The 15,345-nt window shown below is 62.5% G+C and carries 19 protein-coding genes and 1 tRNA gene; 10 read left to right on the top strand and 10 right to left on the bottom strand.

Annotated features, from left to right (window positions below; genetic code table 11):
• The 5 genes from XB14_RS01710 to XB14_RS01730 all read right to left on the bottom strand — a co-directional run.
• Positions 1-312: electron transfer flavoprotein subunit beta/FixA family protein (locus XB14_RS01710; RefSeq protein ID WP_419178556.1), on the bottom strand; the 312-nt coding region annotated here is incomplete at its 3' end.
• Between the two features lie 291 nt (positions 313-603).
• Positions 604-1,395, bottom strand: coding sequence for a rhomboid family intramembrane serine protease (locus XB14_RS01715; RefSeq protein ID WP_077959904.1), 792 nt, complete (start codon positions 1,393-1,395; stop codon positions 604-606).
• A 75-nt stretch (positions 1,396-1,470) separates the two neighbouring features.
• The gene (locus XB14_RS01720) at positions 1,471-2,049 is read right to left on the bottom strand and encodes a cob(I)yrinic acid a,c-diamide adenosyltransferase (protein WP_077959905.1); all 579 of its coding nucleotides are present in this window, start codon (positions 2,047-2,049) and stop codon (positions 1,471-1,473) included.
• Between the two features lie 57 nt (positions 2,050-2,106).
• Entirely contained in the window at positions 2,107-2,310 is a 204-nt protein-coding gene (locus XB14_RS01725; protein ID WP_034797863.1) for a twin transmembrane helix small protein, read from the bottom strand.
• A gap of 24 nt (positions 2,311-2,334) precedes the next feature.
• Complete coding sequence (locus tag XB14_RS01730; RefSeq protein WP_077959906.1) at positions 2,335-3,168, bottom strand: SDR family oxidoreductase; 834 nt, start codon at positions 3,166-3,168, stop codon at positions 2,335-2,337.
• 181 nt (positions 3,169-3,349) lie between these two features.
• Between XB14_RS01730 and XB14_RS01735 the strand changes: the two genes are divergently transcribed.
• Positions 3,350-4,258 (top strand): YihY/virulence factor BrkB family protein, encoded by a 909-nt coding sequence (locus tag XB14_RS01735; protein ID WP_077959907.1) that lies wholly within the window; start codon positions 3,350-3,352, stop codon positions 4,256-4,258.
• Here XB14_RS01735 and gluQRS read toward each other — a convergent pair.
• Positions 4,247-5,128 carry a tRNA glutamyl-Q(34) synthetase GluQRS gene (gluQRS, locus tag XB14_RS01740; protein ID WP_077959908.1) on the bottom strand — a complete coding sequence of 294 codons (882 nt, stop codon included), beginning with the start codon at positions 5,126-5,128 and terminating at the stop codon, positions 4,247-4,249. The genes XB14_RS01735 and gluQRS overlap by 12 nt on opposite strands.
• Before the next feature lie 54 nt (positions 5,129-5,182).
• Between gluQRS and XB14_RS01745 the strand changes: the two genes are divergently transcribed.
• Both XB14_RS01745 and XB14_RS01750 read left to right on the top strand, forming a co-directional pair.
• On the top strand, positions 5,183-5,830 hold the full coding sequence (locus XB14_RS01745; RefSeq protein WP_077959909.1) for a DNA-3-methyladenine glycosylase family protein: 648 nt from the start codon (positions 5,183-5,185) through the stop codon (positions 5,828-5,830).
• Positions 5,831-5,937: 107 nt separating this feature from the next.
• Positions 5,938-6,495: an HNH endonuclease gene (locus XB14_RS01750; RefSeq protein WP_043623031.1), complete on the top strand. Its 558-nt coding sequence runs from the start codon at positions 5,938-5,940 to the stop codon at positions 6,493-6,495.
• Between the two features lie 120 nt (positions 6,496-6,615).
• Here XB14_RS01750 and XB14_RS01755 read toward each other — a convergent pair whose 3' ends face one another.
• On the bottom strand, positions 6,616-7,128 hold the full coding sequence (locus tag XB14_RS01755; RefSeq protein WP_077959910.1) for a disulfide bond formation protein B: 513 nt from the start codon (positions 7,126-7,128) through the stop codon (positions 6,616-6,618).
• Between the two features lie 212 nt (positions 7,129-7,340).
• Here XB14_RS01755 and XB14_RS01760 point away from each other — a divergent pair.
• Positions 7,341-7,425: transfer RNA gene (locus XB14_RS01760), tRNA-Leu, on the top strand.
• 333 nt (positions 7,426-7,758) lie between these two features.
• On the opposite strand, the gene XB14_RS01765 is transcribed toward XB14_RS01760, so the two are convergent.
• On the bottom strand, positions 7,759-8,310 hold the full coding sequence (locus XB14_RS01765) for a hypothetical protein (protein WP_077959911.1): 552 nt from the start codon (positions 8,308-8,310) through the stop codon (positions 7,759-7,761).
• A 199-nt stretch (positions 8,311-8,509) separates the two neighbouring features.
• Between XB14_RS01765 and XB14_RS01770 the strand changes: the two genes are divergently transcribed.
• The 4 genes from XB14_RS01770 to XB14_RS01785 all read left to right on the top strand — a co-directional run bounded on the left by XB14_RS01770 (position 8,510) and on the right by XB14_RS01785 (position 11,660).
• Positions 8,510-8,953, top strand: a complete 444-nt coding sequence (locus XB14_RS01770) for a CopD family protein (RefSeq protein ID WP_077959912.1) — start codon at positions 8,510-8,512, stop codon at positions 8,951-8,953.
• A gap of 8 nt (positions 8,954-8,961) precedes the next feature.
• Positions 8,962-9,270: a DUF3817 domain-containing protein gene (locus XB14_RS01775; RefSeq protein ID WP_077959913.1), complete on the top strand. Its 309-nt coding sequence runs from the start codon at positions 8,962-8,964 to the stop codon at positions 9,268-9,270.
• A gap of 5 nt (positions 9,271-9,275) precedes the next feature.
• Positions 9,276-9,863 carry a TetR/AcrR family transcriptional regulator gene (locus tag XB14_RS01780; RefSeq protein WP_077959914.1) on the top strand — a complete coding sequence of 196 codons (588 nt, stop codon included), beginning with the start codon at positions 9,276-9,278 and terminating at the stop codon, positions 9,861-9,863.
• A 135-nt stretch (positions 9,864-9,998) separates the two neighbouring features.
• Positions 9,999-11,660 carry an AMP-binding protein gene (locus XB14_RS01785; RefSeq protein ID WP_077959915.1) on the top strand — a complete coding sequence of 554 codons (1,662 nt, stop codon included), beginning with the start codon at positions 9,999-10,001 and terminating at the stop codon, positions 11,658-11,660.
• Positions 11,661-11,675: 15 nt separating this feature from the next.
• On the opposite strand, the gene XB14_RS01790 is transcribed toward XB14_RS01785, so the two are convergent.
• Both XB14_RS01790 and XB14_RS01795 read right to left on the bottom strand, forming a co-directional pair.
• Entirely contained in the window at positions 11,676-12,950 is a 1,275-nt protein-coding gene (locus XB14_RS01790) for a GNAT family N-acetyltransferase (RefSeq protein WP_077959916.1), read from the bottom strand.
• Positions 12,947-14,338, bottom strand: a complete 1,392-nt coding sequence (locus XB14_RS01795; protein ID WP_077959917.1) for a lipopolysaccharide biosynthesis protein — start codon at positions 14,336-14,338, stop codon at positions 12,947-12,949. The genes XB14_RS01790 and XB14_RS01795 overlap by 4 nt, the downstream gene beginning before the upstream one ends.
• A gap of 212 nt (positions 14,339-14,550) precedes the next feature.
• Between XB14_RS01795 and XB14_RS01800 the strand changes: the two genes are divergently transcribed.
• Together XB14_RS01800 and XB14_RS01805 are read left to right on the top strand one after the other, a co-directional pair.
• The gene (locus tag XB14_RS01800; protein ID WP_077959918.1) at positions 14,551-14,772 is read left to right on the top strand and encodes a hypothetical protein; all 222 of its coding nucleotides are present in this window, start codon (positions 14,551-14,553) and stop codon (positions 14,770-14,772) included.
• 10 nt (positions 14,773-14,782) lie between these two features.
• A complete protein-coding gene (locus tag XB14_RS01805) occupies positions 14,783-15,298 on the top strand; it encodes a Clp protease N-terminal domain-containing protein (RefSeq protein WP_077959919.1) in 516 nt (171 codons plus the stop codon).
• Positions 15,299-15,345 lie beyond the last annotated feature (47 nt).

Consider the following 15,345-nt stretch of genomic DNA (forward strand, 5'->3'; position numbering starts at 1 on the left):
AACGCCCTTGATGATCTTGGCGACGGCGAGCGGCTCGACCTGGTCTTCGGTCTCGATCAGGATGGCGCGGTCGGCGCCCATGGCAAGCGCCGTGCGCAGCGTCTCTTCGGCCTTGGCCGGACCGACGGACACGACGACGACTTCGTCCGCCTTGCCGGCTTCCTTCAGCCGCAGCGCTTCTTCGACCGAGATTTCGTCGAACGGGTTCATCGACATCTTCACGTTGGCAAGCTCGACGCCCGAACCGTCTGCCTTCACGCGGATCTTGACGTTGTAGTCAACGACCCGCTTCACCGTCACAAGTATTTTCATGGATTCTTCCCTCCAAGAGCTTTCGCAGGAAAATGCGCCTTAACGGAGCCGCCTGATTGTCGGTTGGCGACATCGATACGCGTTTTTTCTCCAATTACAATCGCTGTGCATGGCGCTAAATCGGTATAATCCCGAGAATTGGAATTACGTTTACGTACACGTAAGAATGAGCGATGGCAAGTGGCTTGGGGGCTAACGCACCGCTGTCCCGGATGGGTCGGGTGCATCTCGGGCAAGCCATTGAAATAGCGGTAGATCCGCGTCGGGGCCTCGCCTTCGCGGCTGCCAGGATCAGGTCTGGCGTCCCCAGGGGATGGGCGGTCTTGTCGCATCCGACGGCGGCTGCTGGCCCGCGGTGACCGGCTCCGCCTTGTGCTCGACGGCGCGCGGGGTGACGATCGTGCGGTCGAACAGCGGCACATCGCGGCGTCGCAAAATGACCACCAGAACCAGACCCGCGAGGATGCCGCCGACATGGGCGCTCCAGGAAACGCCGCTGCCGGGATCGACGACCAACATGAAGAACTGCTGGCCGATCCAGAAGGCGAGCGGAATGGCGGCAGGCAGCGGCAGCGGAATGCGGAAAAAGACCAGAACCCAGACGCGCACCTTCGGATGCAGCAGGAAATAGGCCGCAACGACGCCTGAGATCGCCCCGGACGCGCCGATCAGCGGGGCTTCGGAGGCCGGGTCGAGAAGCCCGTGCGCCAGCGCCCCGGCGGCGGCGCACAGAAGATAGAAGACGAGGTAGCGGAAGTGTCCGAGCGCATCCTCGACATTGTCGCCGAACACCCAGAGGAACAGCATGTTCATGGCGAGATGCATGAAGTCGCCATGCAGGAAGGAATAGGTAACGAAGGTGAAGCCGTCGGGGACGACGACGAGCGAGGGATCGAGCTGGGCGTAATCGAAGATGAGCGCGGGGATGTAGCCGAAGCCGAGCAGCGCGGCGTTGGCGAATTCTTCAGACGCGATCGGACCGGTGATCAGCCAGACGGCGATGTTGATGACGATCAGGCTGATCGTGACGTACTGGACCTTGATGTGCTTGAGGGTGTTCGTATCGTGAAGCGGAATGAACATGCGGTCTCCGGAAGCACAAGTTGTGGCCCATTCCTCCCGCCGAATCTGGATCGGGCGACGATGCGGAAGCCGACGTTATCTGTTTTTTCCGGGAATCCAAAGGACGTCGGCTTGACCTTTGTCATTTGCAAAGCGGGCCGCGACGAACAGGAAATCCGACAGACGGTTGATATAGGCGATCGCGTCTTTGCTGACGATCTCGCCTTCGATCTGGGCAAGGGCCACCAGCTGGCGTTCCGCACGGCGTGCGACCGTGCGGGAGACGTGGAGGGCTGCGGAGGCGGGGCTCCCGGCCGGAAGCACGAAGGAGCGCAAGGGATCAAGTTCGGTATTCAGCCGGTCGATTTCGGTTTCAAGCCAGGTCACCTGTGCTGCCACGATCCTGAGCGGCTCGTATTGCGGCGTCTCGCCGGTGTCGGGCGTGGCGAGGTCTGCGCCGAGATCGAAGAGGTCGTTCTGGATACGCATCAGCGCGCCGTCGAGATCGGTGCTGTTGGCGGTGTGCTGCCGCGCCAGGCCGACGAAGGCATTGGTTTCGTCCACCGCGCCATAGGCATCGACCCGGAGATCGCTCTTTAGCCGGCGCGGCCCGGCGACGAGCCCGGTGGTGCCGTTGTCACCCGTCCGGGTATAGATCTTGTTGAGCTTCACCATCTGTCGTCATCGTCCTCTAGAGCAATTCCACGAAGGATTTCCGTCAGGAATTGCGCCTTAGGTCGGGCGGCCGCCGCCGGTGATCCAAAGGGTCACCATGATCAGCACGATCGCGATTGCCTGCAACAGCACGCGTGCCTGCATCAGCTTGTTTGAGGTGTTGCCGCTGCCACCCTTCGCCATGTTCACGAGGCCGCGGATCAGGACGATCACGACCAGGCCCATGACGAACAGGGTCAGGCCGGTAAAGAAGCTGGACATCGAACTCTTCCTTGCAATTCTGCTTCAGCCAAGTCGGCCGATGATGCGATAAAACAATGCCGCCGGCAGGAGCTTCTTCAGAAGCGCGCCCTGTTTGGCGGGCCTTGTTACAATATAGTGCGGTTTCGGTTTCTTTGCTCTCAGCGCGTGCTTCAAAACCGCGTAAACCGCATCAGGCCCGAGCTTGCCGGCCGCCGGTTTGCTTTCACCCTTCAGGCGGCGCATCTGCCGTTCGTATTCGGCGCGATGCACCGAATTCTTGAGGTCGATGAAGCGCTCGATATAGGCGATGGCGTTGGTGGTGAACTTGGATGTGATCGGCCCCGGCTCGATCAGGCTCACCTCGATGCCGCTGCCGGCCAGCTCCATCTTGAGGGTGAGAGACAGGCCCTCGATCGCAAACTTGGAGGCGTTGTAGGCGCCGCGCCAGCGGTAGGGCACGATGCCGAGAATGGAGGAGCACTGCACGATGCGGCCGCTGCCCCGGGCGCGCATGGCCGGAATCACCCGCCGCGTCAGGTCGTGCCAGCCGATCACGTTGGTCTCGAGCTGGAGCCTCAGCGCCTCGGTCGGCAGATCCTCGACCGCACCCGCCTGGCCATAGGCGCCGTTGTTGAACAGCGCGTCGATGCGCCCGCCGGAAAGCGCCAGCACCGTATCGGCCAGTGCAGCGATGGTTTCCGGCTTCGTATAGTCCATCAGGAAGGTCTCGATGCCTTCCGCTTCAAGGGCTTGGCGGTCCTCTTCCCGTCGTACCGTGGCAAAGACCCGCCAGCCGTCGGCGTGCAGCGCGCGGGCGCAATAGGCACCGATCCCGGACGAGCATCCGGTGACAATGATTGTGGGGCGATCCGTCATCCGGTCGAATCCTGTAGAAATCCTGCCTCGGTTTCCCATATTCATCGGCGGGATACAATTGAATTGCGCAAGCCGGAACCCGCCAGCGTTGTCGCCGTCGGGGTCATGCGAAGCCAAGGAAACGGCGCCGAGACGGACGTACTGATAGTGCGGTCCCGGCGCCTCGTAGGATTGGAATGGAATGCCAGCATTTATACGCATCACCTGGAAAGTCGTTTTCGATGCGCTCTGGCATTTCAGCCTCGACGACGGTTGGGCGATGGCAAGTCACGTGGCGCTCTCGTCGCTCTTGGCCGTCTTTCCCTTCCTGATCTTCGGCACGGCGCTCGGCAGTTTTCTCGGCGCCGATCAGTTCGCCGAAACGGCCGTACACCTGATCTTCGATGCCTGGCCGGAATCGATCGCCAAGCCCGTCGCCGACGAAATCGTGCGGGTGCTGACGATCCCGCGCGGTGGGCTATTGACCATTTCCGTTCTCGCCGCAGCCTATTTTGCCTCCAACGGCGTGGAGGCGCTGCGCGTCTCGCTGAACCGCGCCTATCGCGTTACCGAGAGCCGCTACTGGTACGCCACCCGGCTTGCGAGCCTTGGCTTCGTGCTTGCCGGCGTGCTGATCCTTGCGGCGCTCAGCATCCTCCTGGTCGCAGTGCCGCTCGCGGTGCGTTACGCCGGGGAATGGTGGCCATGGCTCGGCGGGGTGCTTGCGACCGTCGACAACTGGAGCTTGCCGCTTGCGCTCGTCATGCTGACCGGCGGTCTGCTGGTGTCACATCTCTGGCTGCCCGACGGCCACCGCAAGGTGGTCGACGTGCTCCCCGGTATCGTGCTCACGCTCGTCTGCTGGACGATCGGCGCCTATGCCTTTGCCTCCTACCTCACGACCTTCGCCACCTATGTCTCGACCTATGCGGGCCTGGCGTCGATCATGATCGTGCTCGTTTTCCTCTATATGATCGCGGCAATCTTCATCATCGGCGCCGAGATCAATGCGGCGATCCTCAAGTACCGGGTCAAGCGCATGGTGCGGCGCAGCTTCCAGCTCCGCAACGGTGGCGAAGCGGCGAGCGAAGAGCAGGACCTAGCCGATTAGCACCCGGATCTCCTCCGGCGTGCGACCGGCGGCGCGGAAGGCTGCGATGCCAGTATCCTGATTGCTCTTCGAGAGCTTGCGGCCATCCGGGCCGAGCACCAGCCGATGATGGTGATAGAGCGGCTCCGGCAGGCCGAGAAGCTGCTGCAGCAGTCGGTGAACGGCGGTCGCCTGATAGAGATCGCGGCCGCGCACCACATGGGTGATGCCCTGCAGCGCGTCGTCGACGACGACGGAGAGGTGGTAGCTCGAAGGCGCATCGGAGCGCGACAGGATGATGTCGCCCCAGGCAGCGGGATTGGCGATGATGGTGCCCGTTTCGCCTTCAGGACCATGGCCGTTCTCGGCCCAGGTCAGACGGTCTTTTCCCAAAAGCGCGACGGCCTTCTCCATGTCGAGCCGCCAGGCGTAAGCCTTGCCGCTCGCGACGAGAGCCGCGCGCTCGATTTGGAGCAATTCGCGCTCGCGGCCCGGATAGAGCGGGCTGCCATCCGGATCGCGCGGCCAGATCCGCCCGCCGGCTTCCGCATCTGTCACCGCCGCCTTGATCTCGCCGCGGGTCATGGCCGAGGGGTAGACGATGCCGAGCGCGTCCAGCCGGTGAAGCGCCGACGCATAGGCGTCGAGATGCTCCGACTGGCGGCGTACCGGGCGCTCCCAGTCGAGGCGCAGCCAGGCAAGGTCTTCGAAGATCGCCGCCTCGAATTCGGGCCGGCAGCGGGTCTGGTCGATATCCTCGATGCGCAGCAGGAAACGCCCGTTCGCGGCCTTCGCCATGTCGTGGTTCAGCAGCGCGGAAAGCGCGTGGCCGAGATGGAGCAGCCCGTTCGGGCTGGGGGCAAAGCGGAAAACGGGTGGCGTGTCAGGCATGCTTTCCCTTTGCCATGGAAGGGGTATAAAAATCATCCGCTTTGTGGAGGCGTCATGCGGATCATCCGGACACATGAGGACATCGAGGCCGGGCTTTCCGGCCTGGTGATGCTCGATGCGCGCCTCGGGCACGTGGTTGCAAGGGCCGGCCCGGTGCCGCTGCGGCGCACCGATCCCGGCTATCGCGGCCTTGCCAGCATCATCGTTTCGCAAATGGTCTCGAAGGCGAGCGCTGCGGCGATCTGGCGGCGCATGGAGGAGAGGCTCGGCGAGGTCACAGCGGCGGGTGTCAATTCGCTGAGCGACGAGGATTGCCGGGTGATCGGGCTGTCGCGGGCGAAGGCCGAGGCGCTCAGGCGCGTGGCCGAGGTGGTCGTCGGCGGGGAAATCGATCTCGACGCGATCTGCAATGTCGAGGCGTCGGAGGCGATCCGCGAGCTGACGGCGATCAAGGGGGTGGGGCGCTGGACGGCAGAGGTCTACCTGCTCTTCTGCGCCGGTCACCCGGATGTCTTTCCCTCCGGCGATGTCGCGCTTCAGAACGCCATCGGGCACGGACTGGGTCTCGAATTGCGCCCGACGGCGCGGGAAATTGATTCGCTCGCGGCCTCCTGGTCGCCCTGGCGCAGCGTCGCCGCGCGTCTCTTCTGGGCCTATTATTCACAGGAAATGCGCCGTGATGCTGTTCCTGTGACACCTTGAAGGAAAAAGCGAATCCAGCGCACGCATTTTTGTTTCCGGCTTCACAATCCTGTTGCAACGGGCCTAATATAGAAGGTGCAGATGCCGAATCGATCAGGAGAATACGCTTGACGATTGCAGTCTCACCACAGGCCTTGCCGGCGCTCGTCTTGAACGCTGACTATAGACCGCTGAGTTACTACCCCTTGTCGCTTTGGTCCTGGCAGGACGCGATCAAGGCTGTCTTCCTTGACCGCGTAAACATCCTTGCCGAGTACGAACATTCGGTGTCGTCTCCGAGCTTCTCGATGCGGCTTCCGAGCGTTGTATGCCTCAAGAGCTACGTGCAGCCCTCACGCCACCCGGCCTTCACCCGGTTCAACGTGTTCCTGCGCGATAAATTCGAATGCCAGTATTGCGGTTCGCCCGACGATCTTACCTTCGATCACGTGGTGCCCCGCGCTCACGGCGGCCAGACGACCTGGGACAATGTCGTCGCAGCCTGCTCGCCCTGCAATCTGCGCAAGGGCAGCAAGCTGCCGAAGCAGGCCGGCATGTTCCCGCACCAGAGGCCCTACCAGCCGACGGTTCAGGACCTGCACAACAACGGCCGGCTCTTCCCGCCGAACCATCTGCATGAAAGCTGGATGGACTATCTCTACTGGGACGTCGAACTGCAGCCCTGACGCTGTTCGTGCCTACTTGCCGGATCGAGCCCAGTGCGGGGTCGGGACAGGTGTGTGCCGTGTTTGGCCGTTACCTGTCGCCGCGTCATGACGCCCTGAGTGTCATGGATTGATGCGAAATCAGCGTGCCTTGGCAGCGCCGCGCAGGGCGATTGCTGCGAGCACGAGGCTGGCAATCACGTTCCATCCGGCAAAGGACAGGCCGAGCACCCGCAGTGCCGCCTCCGTGCAGGACGGGCCGTGCTTGGAATCGAGATCGCCGAGCAGGTCGCCGACATTGGACGAAACGCCTTGAGCGGTCGTCGCACAGGTCGACGGCCCTTCCCAGAAGCCCCATTCGGCGCCCGAATGATAGACGCCCATGCCGGCGCCGACGAGCATCAGGATGCCGACGATCAGGAGCAGGGTGCGGGTCGTCCATGCTGGCAGTTTGAACGCGCTTGTGGCGATTGCCAGAACACCGACCGGGATGCCCCAGTAGTATGGATCCCGCTGCAACAGGCAGAGTGCGCAGGGGATATAGCCGCCGATATGTTCGAAGCCGAGCGCCCCGCCGACGGTCGCCGCCATGCCAAGCGTGACGACAATGGCGATGAAGAGGTGTTGGCGGGATTGGGTGGCGGCGTCGATCATCTATACCTCGCGGGCGGCAGCTCGAAACCGAGGGATGCCGCAGTCCAAACTGGATGGCGCCTTCTTAGGCAGGATCGGTCACACTGTAAATCGTGGCGGCTGCGACGGGTCCGCACGCTTTCGTGATTGTTGGTCGTGCATCCTGAAAATGATGGTTGACCGCGGCGAAATCCTCAGTGTAAACCCGAGCCGCTGATATCGCACTTCCCTGAGCCCCATTGGCGGAATTGGTAGACGCGCTCGACTCAAAATCGAGTTCCGAAAGGAGTGCTGGTTCGACCCCGGCATGGGGCACCACCTATCCTAGACAGCTATTGTTTTTGTTGTTCTTTTTCGCTGTTTTTGCCCACATTTTCGCACCCCGGAACAATCTCGCTGCTTACAATTCCTCACTGGGTCCAGTGGAAGCGCCCGCTAAACAGAACAAGAAGAAGCCTAGGCGGCCAACCGGTGCGAGTGCAGACGTGCCGGCGCAGTTGTTTAAGGTTTTCACGGAAACTGGACGACGGCGCGATTGGAGCGCTGTTTCAGCGTCGTGTGGAACTGATAGGCGCATGTAATTCCGGTTCAGGGTTTCGAAAAATCATCGGACATACCGTCCGAATGGAAGCGCAAGTCTGCGGCTGCGGATCAAAGTGGAGGGGTCAATGCCTCATCATCGAACTTCCGGATTTCAACTAGTCCTAGTCCGGACTTAAGCTTGACTCCCCACGGCCCAATTCGCATTTTTACAATTCGTCCATCGTCATGCGTAATCCAAAAATCCACTTTAGAGACCTGCGGCACCTCATGACGGATAGCTGAATAGTGCTTTGCTGCGAGACCCAGGTGACTCTCATCACCCTCAAATACACAGTCAGTTATTTTCGGGCCAGATTGGTCCGCTGGAACCCACTTTGTCTGTGGGTACCGGATCCATTGCTTTCGCGTTGAATCTTTCAGATAATTAGTACCTGACTGGGTTCGCAAATCGGCAGTAAACACTAAAGATCCATCGTCCTGCTCGGCATAAACCGTCACGCTCGACCGGGTAGCGTTCATGGTTGCCGCGTATGCTAAGTTGACGATTTCACAAGATTGGCCTTGGCCATTGTCACTGTTAGCTTCCGCCGGTTGAACTGCGCTAATGACGACCAATGTCGCTCCCGCCAATCCCATCAAAAGTTCAGAGATGCACTTCATGAATCGCCCCTATCTTGACGGCCTCACCATGTAGTCAGATGAGTCTGATGCAAAGCTAGAATGAAGTGCAATTTGAGCGCTGTTCTGCCACTTCACTCCAGATGGTTCATTTCCTTTCTAGGTGGGACAGCCGATTTGTCGCAGTGACATCCGAGCATGTATCAATAAAACAGAATGACCTTTCTGTTTTGGGTCCGCGATGCTCGAGTTGATTTTCCCGTACTACCTCTGGATCAAGGCGGCGCATGTCGCTTCGGTTGTCCTGTGGCTCGGTGGGCAATGCCTGCTTGTCGTTCTGCTATCGAGCCAACGGCAGATGCTTGCCGAGAACGGTGATGCCGCATTCTTGAGCGTCGTGGTGCAACGTGGGCTGCGCCAGGTGGTCAATCCCGCGATGCTTGCGACCCTCCTCGTCGGTGCGACGCTGTTTTTCCTGCGGGGGGCGGAAACGCTTGGGGAGCCCTGGTTTCAGGTCAAGCTTGTCTGCGTGTTGGCGATGACGGCGTTGCATGGCGCGATCTCCGGGACTGCCGCTTCGCTGCGTCGTGGCAATGGCAAGGTTTCGGCGTTTCGCGTCCGCTGCCTGCAGGTATCCAGCTTTGCGCTGACCATAGCCATCATTTTCCCAGCCATCATCAAGTGAGGCCGCATATGTCCGAACTGCAATCCCGCCCTCCGCTCTCGCGCCTGCTGCGCATCGCCGCGATCGCTGAGGGAACGACGCTGCTATTGCTCGTATTCGTTGGCGTGCCCCTGAAGCACGGCTTCGGCATTCCAGAAATCACCCGCTTTCTCGGCCCTTTGCACGGCGTTGCCTTCCTCACCTACATCTGGGCCGTGATCAATGAACTGTCCCTGCGCGATCAGCCACGCGGCTGGACTGCAAAGGCGGTGCTGTTCAGCTTCGTGCCGGGCGGGACTTTCTGGTTCTTCCGGCGTTCGATCGCATCGGCGAGGTAGGCGCTATGGGGTACGACAAGGGACTTCGTACCCGAGACGAGATCCTCGAAGCCGCCGGCCGGCTCGTCTTCGTCCGTGGGTATGCGGCATCCTCCTTCTCGGAGATCACGGCCGCACTCGGCATATCGCTTGGCAAGCTCACACACCATTTTCCGAGCAAGGCGGCGCTGTTCGAGGCTCTGTTTGCGCAGGCGGTGGCGCATTTTCGCGATGAAACACTGCCAATTTTCGAGGACCCGTATCTTTCGCCGTTGCAGCGCATCGAGCGGGTGCTCTTCCGGATCGAGACGTTCTACGCGACACAGGGAGAGATCATCGGCTGCCCGGTCGGGCAGACGATGGCTGATCCGGTGACGACAACCCCCGCGATGCGCGAACTGGCGGCAGGCGTGCTGGCGGACACCGAACGGCTGATGGCATCGAACCTCGTTCAAACGGGATGGTCGCCGCAGCAGGCGGCGTCACGAGCGGCGATCGTGACGGCGGCATGGCAGGGGGCGGTCCTGCTCGCCCGCGGTGGCAGCGGGATCGGCGGCTTCCGCCGGATACTCGGTCATGTCCGGATGCTCATCAGCGAAACACCGCAGGGCTGAACGCGGCAAATGCTTGACGGCGCTTGCGACGATGCAAGGAAAACGCGACTGCGCAGTGTTGTCGTGCCGGTTATTGAATAGCGGCCCGCGAAGGTGTTAGGTGCGCTGCAGCAAGAAAACTGTCATGGCAGCGTCATGTTACCGAGAATAGAGACCTACGACGAACTCTACCGCGCCTTCCGCTGGCAGATCCCGGAGAAGTTCAACATCGGCGTTGCCGTCAGCGACGACTGGGCGGCGCGGGACCCGGAGCGCGTCTGTCTTCAGCATTTCAATCCCGATGGCGCACATCAGGCGCTCACCTACGGCGAATTCGCCCTGAAGTCCTCGGCCTTCGCAAAGGGGCTTCTCGGGAAGGGCATTGTTCCCGGCGAGCGCGTCGCCATCCTGTTGCCGCAGGGGTTCGAGACGGCGATCGCCCATGCGGCGATCTACAAGCATGGCGCGATCGCGCTGCCGCTGGCGTTGCTCTTCGGCGTCGAGGCGCTCGAATACCGGCTGCGCGATGCCGGCGTCTCGGCGATCGTGACCAACGGCTTCGGCTATGAGCGCATCGCGGCCATTCGTGATCTGTTGCCGGACCTGCGCCTGGTGGTGCTGGCAGAGGACCAGCCGCAGCCGGGAACGATCGCGTTTTCGACGTTGGCATCCGGCGATCCCTCCGGCTTCGTGCCGGCCGATACCGGCCCTGACGATCCGGCGCTGATGATCTATACGTCCGGCACCACCGGACCGCCCAAGGGGGCGCTGCACGGGCACCGGGTGCTGCTCGGCCATCTGCCGGGCTTCGAGTTCCACCATCACTTCCTGCCGCAGCCGGGCGACCGGATGTGGACGCCGGCGGACTGGGCCTGGGCGGGCGGGCTGCTCAATGCATTGTTGCCGTCGCTGCTGCACGGCGTGCCCGTCGTGTCGTCGCCGGCGCAGAAGTTCGATCCGCATACGGCTTTCCGCATCCTGGAAGAGATGGACGTGCGCAACGCCTTCATTCCGCCGACGGCGCTCAGGCTGATGAAGGCAGTCGAGAACCCGCGCGAGCGCTATCGGCTTAATCTGAGAACCATCGGCTCGGCTGGCGAGTCCCTCGGCCGCGAGACCTATGAATGGGCAAAGGCGGCGCTCGGTCTCGAGGTCAGCGAGTTCTACGGCCAGACCGAGTGCAACATCGTCATTTCGTCAGCCGCCGATCTCGGCGTCGTCAAGCCGGGGTCGATGGGCAAGGCCGCACCCGGCCACCGGGTGGCGATCATCGACGGCGAAGGCCGCGAACTGCCGGCCGGCAGCGTCGGGCAGGTGGCGGTGAAGCGACCGGATCCGGTGATGTTCCTCGGCTACTGGGGCAATGAGGCGGCGACCGAGAAGAAGTTCATCGGCGACTGGATGACGACCGGCGACCAGGGGGTGATGGACGAGGAGGGTTATTTCACCTTCTTCGGCCGTGACGACGACGTCATCACCTCGTCGGGCTACCGCATCGGGCCCGGCGAGATCGAGGATTGTCTTGCCGGCCATCCGGACGTGCAGCTTGCCGCGGCCGTCGGCAAGCCCGATCCGGTCAGGACCGAGATCGTCAAGGCCTATGTCGTGCTGCGCCCCGGCGTCACCGGTGACGACCGTGTCGCGGCGTCCATTCGCGAATGGGTGAAGACCCGGCTGTCCATGCACGAATATCCGCGCGAGATCGCGTTCGTCGACAGCCTGCCGCTGACGACCTCGGGCAAGGTTATCCGCCGGTTCCTGCGCGAGCAGGCGGCGGCGGAAGCGCGCGGCGAGCACACCGGAGAGGCCGTATCGTAAAGCAGCGGTGCCGGGCTAGCGCCCGGCCAGCGCCTTGATCTTGTCGCGCAGGATCCGCGCCATGTTGCGGGTGTTGCGGTAAAGGTGGAGCTGGGCTGCCACCTGGCGCACTTCGCGGTCGCGGGTCTGTTGCAGGCCGATGACCAGCGTTCCCATCTCCTCGCGCTCCTGCCAGAACCGGCTCATGATCGGGTGGTCGGGCACGGCGCAGGAATCGGAGCGGGCGATGTTGGCGTCATCGAGGTGCCATTCCGTCAGCTCAGCCAGAAGCAGCTTGCCCGGAGAGTACTTGGCGTAGCGCTCGTCGTAGGCGGTCTTCCAGGTATAGGCCTCGCCCGACATCAGGAAGACGACCATCGAGGCGATCGCCTTGCCATCGAGATCGAGCGTGTGGATACGCACGCTGTCGCCGTCGGCGAGATTGGTGATCGCCTCGCGTGCGAAGGCCGCCCGGAAACGGTCGAGCACCATGGCGCTGCGCGCCTTGCCCTTCCAGCCGGAGGCTTCGAGCGCCAGGAACTCTTCCATGCGCAGGCGGACTTCGGCGGGCTGGCGGGCAACGGAATAGACGAGCTCACCCTGTTTTTCGAGATTGTTCCACTGCCGCCGCAGCTCGCGGAAATGCGCCGGGCTGATGGCGTCGCGCAAGTAGGTCGGTCCGTCGAGCAGGCTTTCGAGCATCGGCCGGCTGAAGGTGTCGGTCACCGTCAGCGGCAGGTTGCGGCCGATGGCGACGGCGCGGGTGAGGCGGGCGACCTTTCCGTTCAAGCGCATGTCAGGCAGTACCAGGATCGATGGCAGCCCGGTTGCCGGCGCGGTAAAGGCTTCGAACAGGTTGTCGATCGTCTCGGCCGCATCCTCGGCGTCGAGCAGCGGCACGCCAAGCGGGCCGAACGGGTTCGACCAGGCGCGGATGATCGGCGCGCCGATCGAGAAGCCGGGCTTTTCGATCGAGAACGGCATCAGGAAGCGCAGACGGCTGCGGCGCTCGTCGTTGTCGCGCATGATCGCAAGCCGGATGACGCGCTCTTCGAGGCGCGGCATGGCCGGGGCAAGGAAGCGGCCGGTGAAGAAGACGTTCGGCTCGAGCGCCCGGTTCGACAGGAAGTCGAGCTCGCGCTGCAACTCGTAGCCGGCCTTGGCCGGATAGATGGCGAGGTGACGACCGGGGCGGCCGACCTCGATCATATGCTCGGCGATGGGGCCGCTCTCGCCACCCTGTTCCAGGCCGCCCAGAACCCGTGCGGCCCGGCTGTTTGCATCGCTCGGAAGATTGGTATTGCCGATCATGGATGGACAGCCCCGTTGTTATCATTGCTGGCCCGTGCGCTTGCGAAGGCAAAGAGCGCGAAGCCGAAGGTACGCCGGACGGCGATGTGCAGCAGCATCGCCTCTACGAACATAGCGCCAGCGGTTGCAAAAGCAGCACCGTTCAGTCCGAAAAGAGGGATGAGGCTGAGGTTGAGTGCGATGTTGACCACCAGCGCGCCGGCGTAGAGGACCACGCACAGCGTCTGTTGGCCGGCCATCGTCAGCAGCGTTTCGGCCGGGCCGACGAAAGCCTTGGCGAGGATGCCCGCAAAAAGCACCATCATCAGCGGCTGCCCGGTGACGAACGCCGGCCCGAAGAGTGAAAGCAGGAAGGGTCCCGCGAGAAGCACCAGCGCGCCGAGCAGCAGTGACGGCCAGAAGGCCCAGCGGGCGCTCTCGATCGCGATGCCGGGGATCTGGCCGGGATCGCGCGCCATGGCATTGGAGACGCGCGGACCCGCGGCTGCCTTGACCGCAAACATGACGAAATGCACAAGCGCCATGGTCTTGGCGGCGGCGAAATAGATCGCGACGTCGTCCGGCTCGAGATAGAGGCCGACGATCACCACATCGGAATTGGTCAGGAGAAAACCGAAGCCATCGACCAGGAAGACGGGGACCGAGACCTTGAGCCAGCGGCGAAGCTCGATGCGCCGCGGCCCCGGCACATAGCGCGAGCGAAGACGGTAGGTCAGCACCAGGAACTGCCCGACGGTGGTGACATAGGCGGCCGCCATGGCTGCGATCATGGCGGTTTGCGCCGTGTGGGGCGCCCCTGCGGTGACCGCGAGAACCATGAAGACGAGGACGAGCACCGGCCGGATGATGAAGGTGGGGCTCAGAGCGGAGAGCGCCCAGCCATGGGCTCTGGCCGTACCGTCCATGACATCGCCAAGCGAGATCATCGGCAGGGTGAAGAGCCCGAGATAGAGTGGGACGAGGTAATAGGCCTCGATGTGGGTTCCAAAGAGCCAGAGACAGGCGAGGCCGAGGATCGCGACCGTGGTGGCGGAAGAAAGGGCGAAGACACGCACTGTTGTTGTCACGCCGCGGATTTCGTCCATGGCCGCCGACGCCTGGTACTCCGGCAGGAAGCGGATCACGACGGAGTGAAATCCGACGCAGGAGAGGCTGCCGAACAGGATGACCAGGACCCAGACGAAGACGAAGATGCCGTATTCGAACTCGCCCATCAGCCGCGCAAGGATGATCTGCGACAGAAAGGCGATGGCGGCGCTGACGATGCGAACCGAAAAGGCGACAAGCGCCATGCGGCGCGCGGCATTCTTCGCGTCAGTGCCGGTCAGGATGGAGAGGAGCTCGCTGATTATTGCGGACAGGCGGTGTCTCAGTGCCGACGGCAGCATTCGTCCGGCCGTTTGACATACCGCCATGAACACGAGAACACCCTGAGATTACGCAATACAGGGTCTCAGTACTGCCAGAACAGCGTTAACAAAGGGTGCAGCGCGGTTGTAAGGAACGGGGACAACCATGCCGATTGAGGACAGTCGCACCAGGCTTCCGATCACCGTCAACATTGGTTGACGCCATCAGGATCGTCAACTAAGGTTGACGCATGGTTGACCTGCACGACATTACCGTTCCGACCGACCCCGACGAAGCGCTTGCTGCTGTCGTCGCCTTGCGAAGGCTGGCCGACAGCATCGAGCGCCAGGCCGTGCGATCAGCGCTGCGCCAAGGCTGGTCGTGGGCGAGGATCGCTCAAGCCCTCGGGATCACCAAGCAGGCCGCTCACAAGCGGCTATCGGACGTGGCCGCAGACAACGGTTCCAGATAAGGGGATTGCGATGTTCGACGGAATGAAATCGAAGCTCAATGACATCAGCACCATCAAACTGCTTTGCGAGCGGGCCGAAGCCCACGCTTTGCTGGACCAGCAGCGGGAACCCGGTGCCGAACATTTCCTGCTGGCCGCACTTGACCTGCCTGACGGGACAGCGCGGCTCGCTTTTGAGCAGGTGGGTGTCGAGCCTGGCGCCGTGAGGGCAGCGATCGAGCGGCAATATACCGATGCTCTTCGCTCGATCGGCCTGAACGCAAATATGCCGGCCGACACGCCGGTGTCGACAAAGCCTGGCGTCTATCAGGCCGCTCCCTCGGGCCGCGAAGTCATGGAGGAACTGGCGGCAACCCGGAAGCATCACAGCCCGCTGCTCGGCGCGCATGTCGTTGGAATTGTCGCGGGCATGTCGCATGGCGTGGCGGCGCGGGCGCTCCGCATTTTGGGCGTCGATTGCAGTGCCCTGAAAACGGCAGCCGATGCGATAGCCGGCGTTGGTCGCTTGCAAGCGTTCGACCGTTAAGCGCTTTTTTCTAAAAGCAAAAATGCCGCCGAAGAGGCGGCATTCTC

The sequence above is a fragment of the Ensifer adhaerens genome, assembly GCF_002007205.1.
Classification (GTDB): Bacteria; Pseudomonadota; Alphaproteobacteria; order Rhizobiales; family Rhizobiaceae; genus Ensifer; species Ensifer adhaerens_D.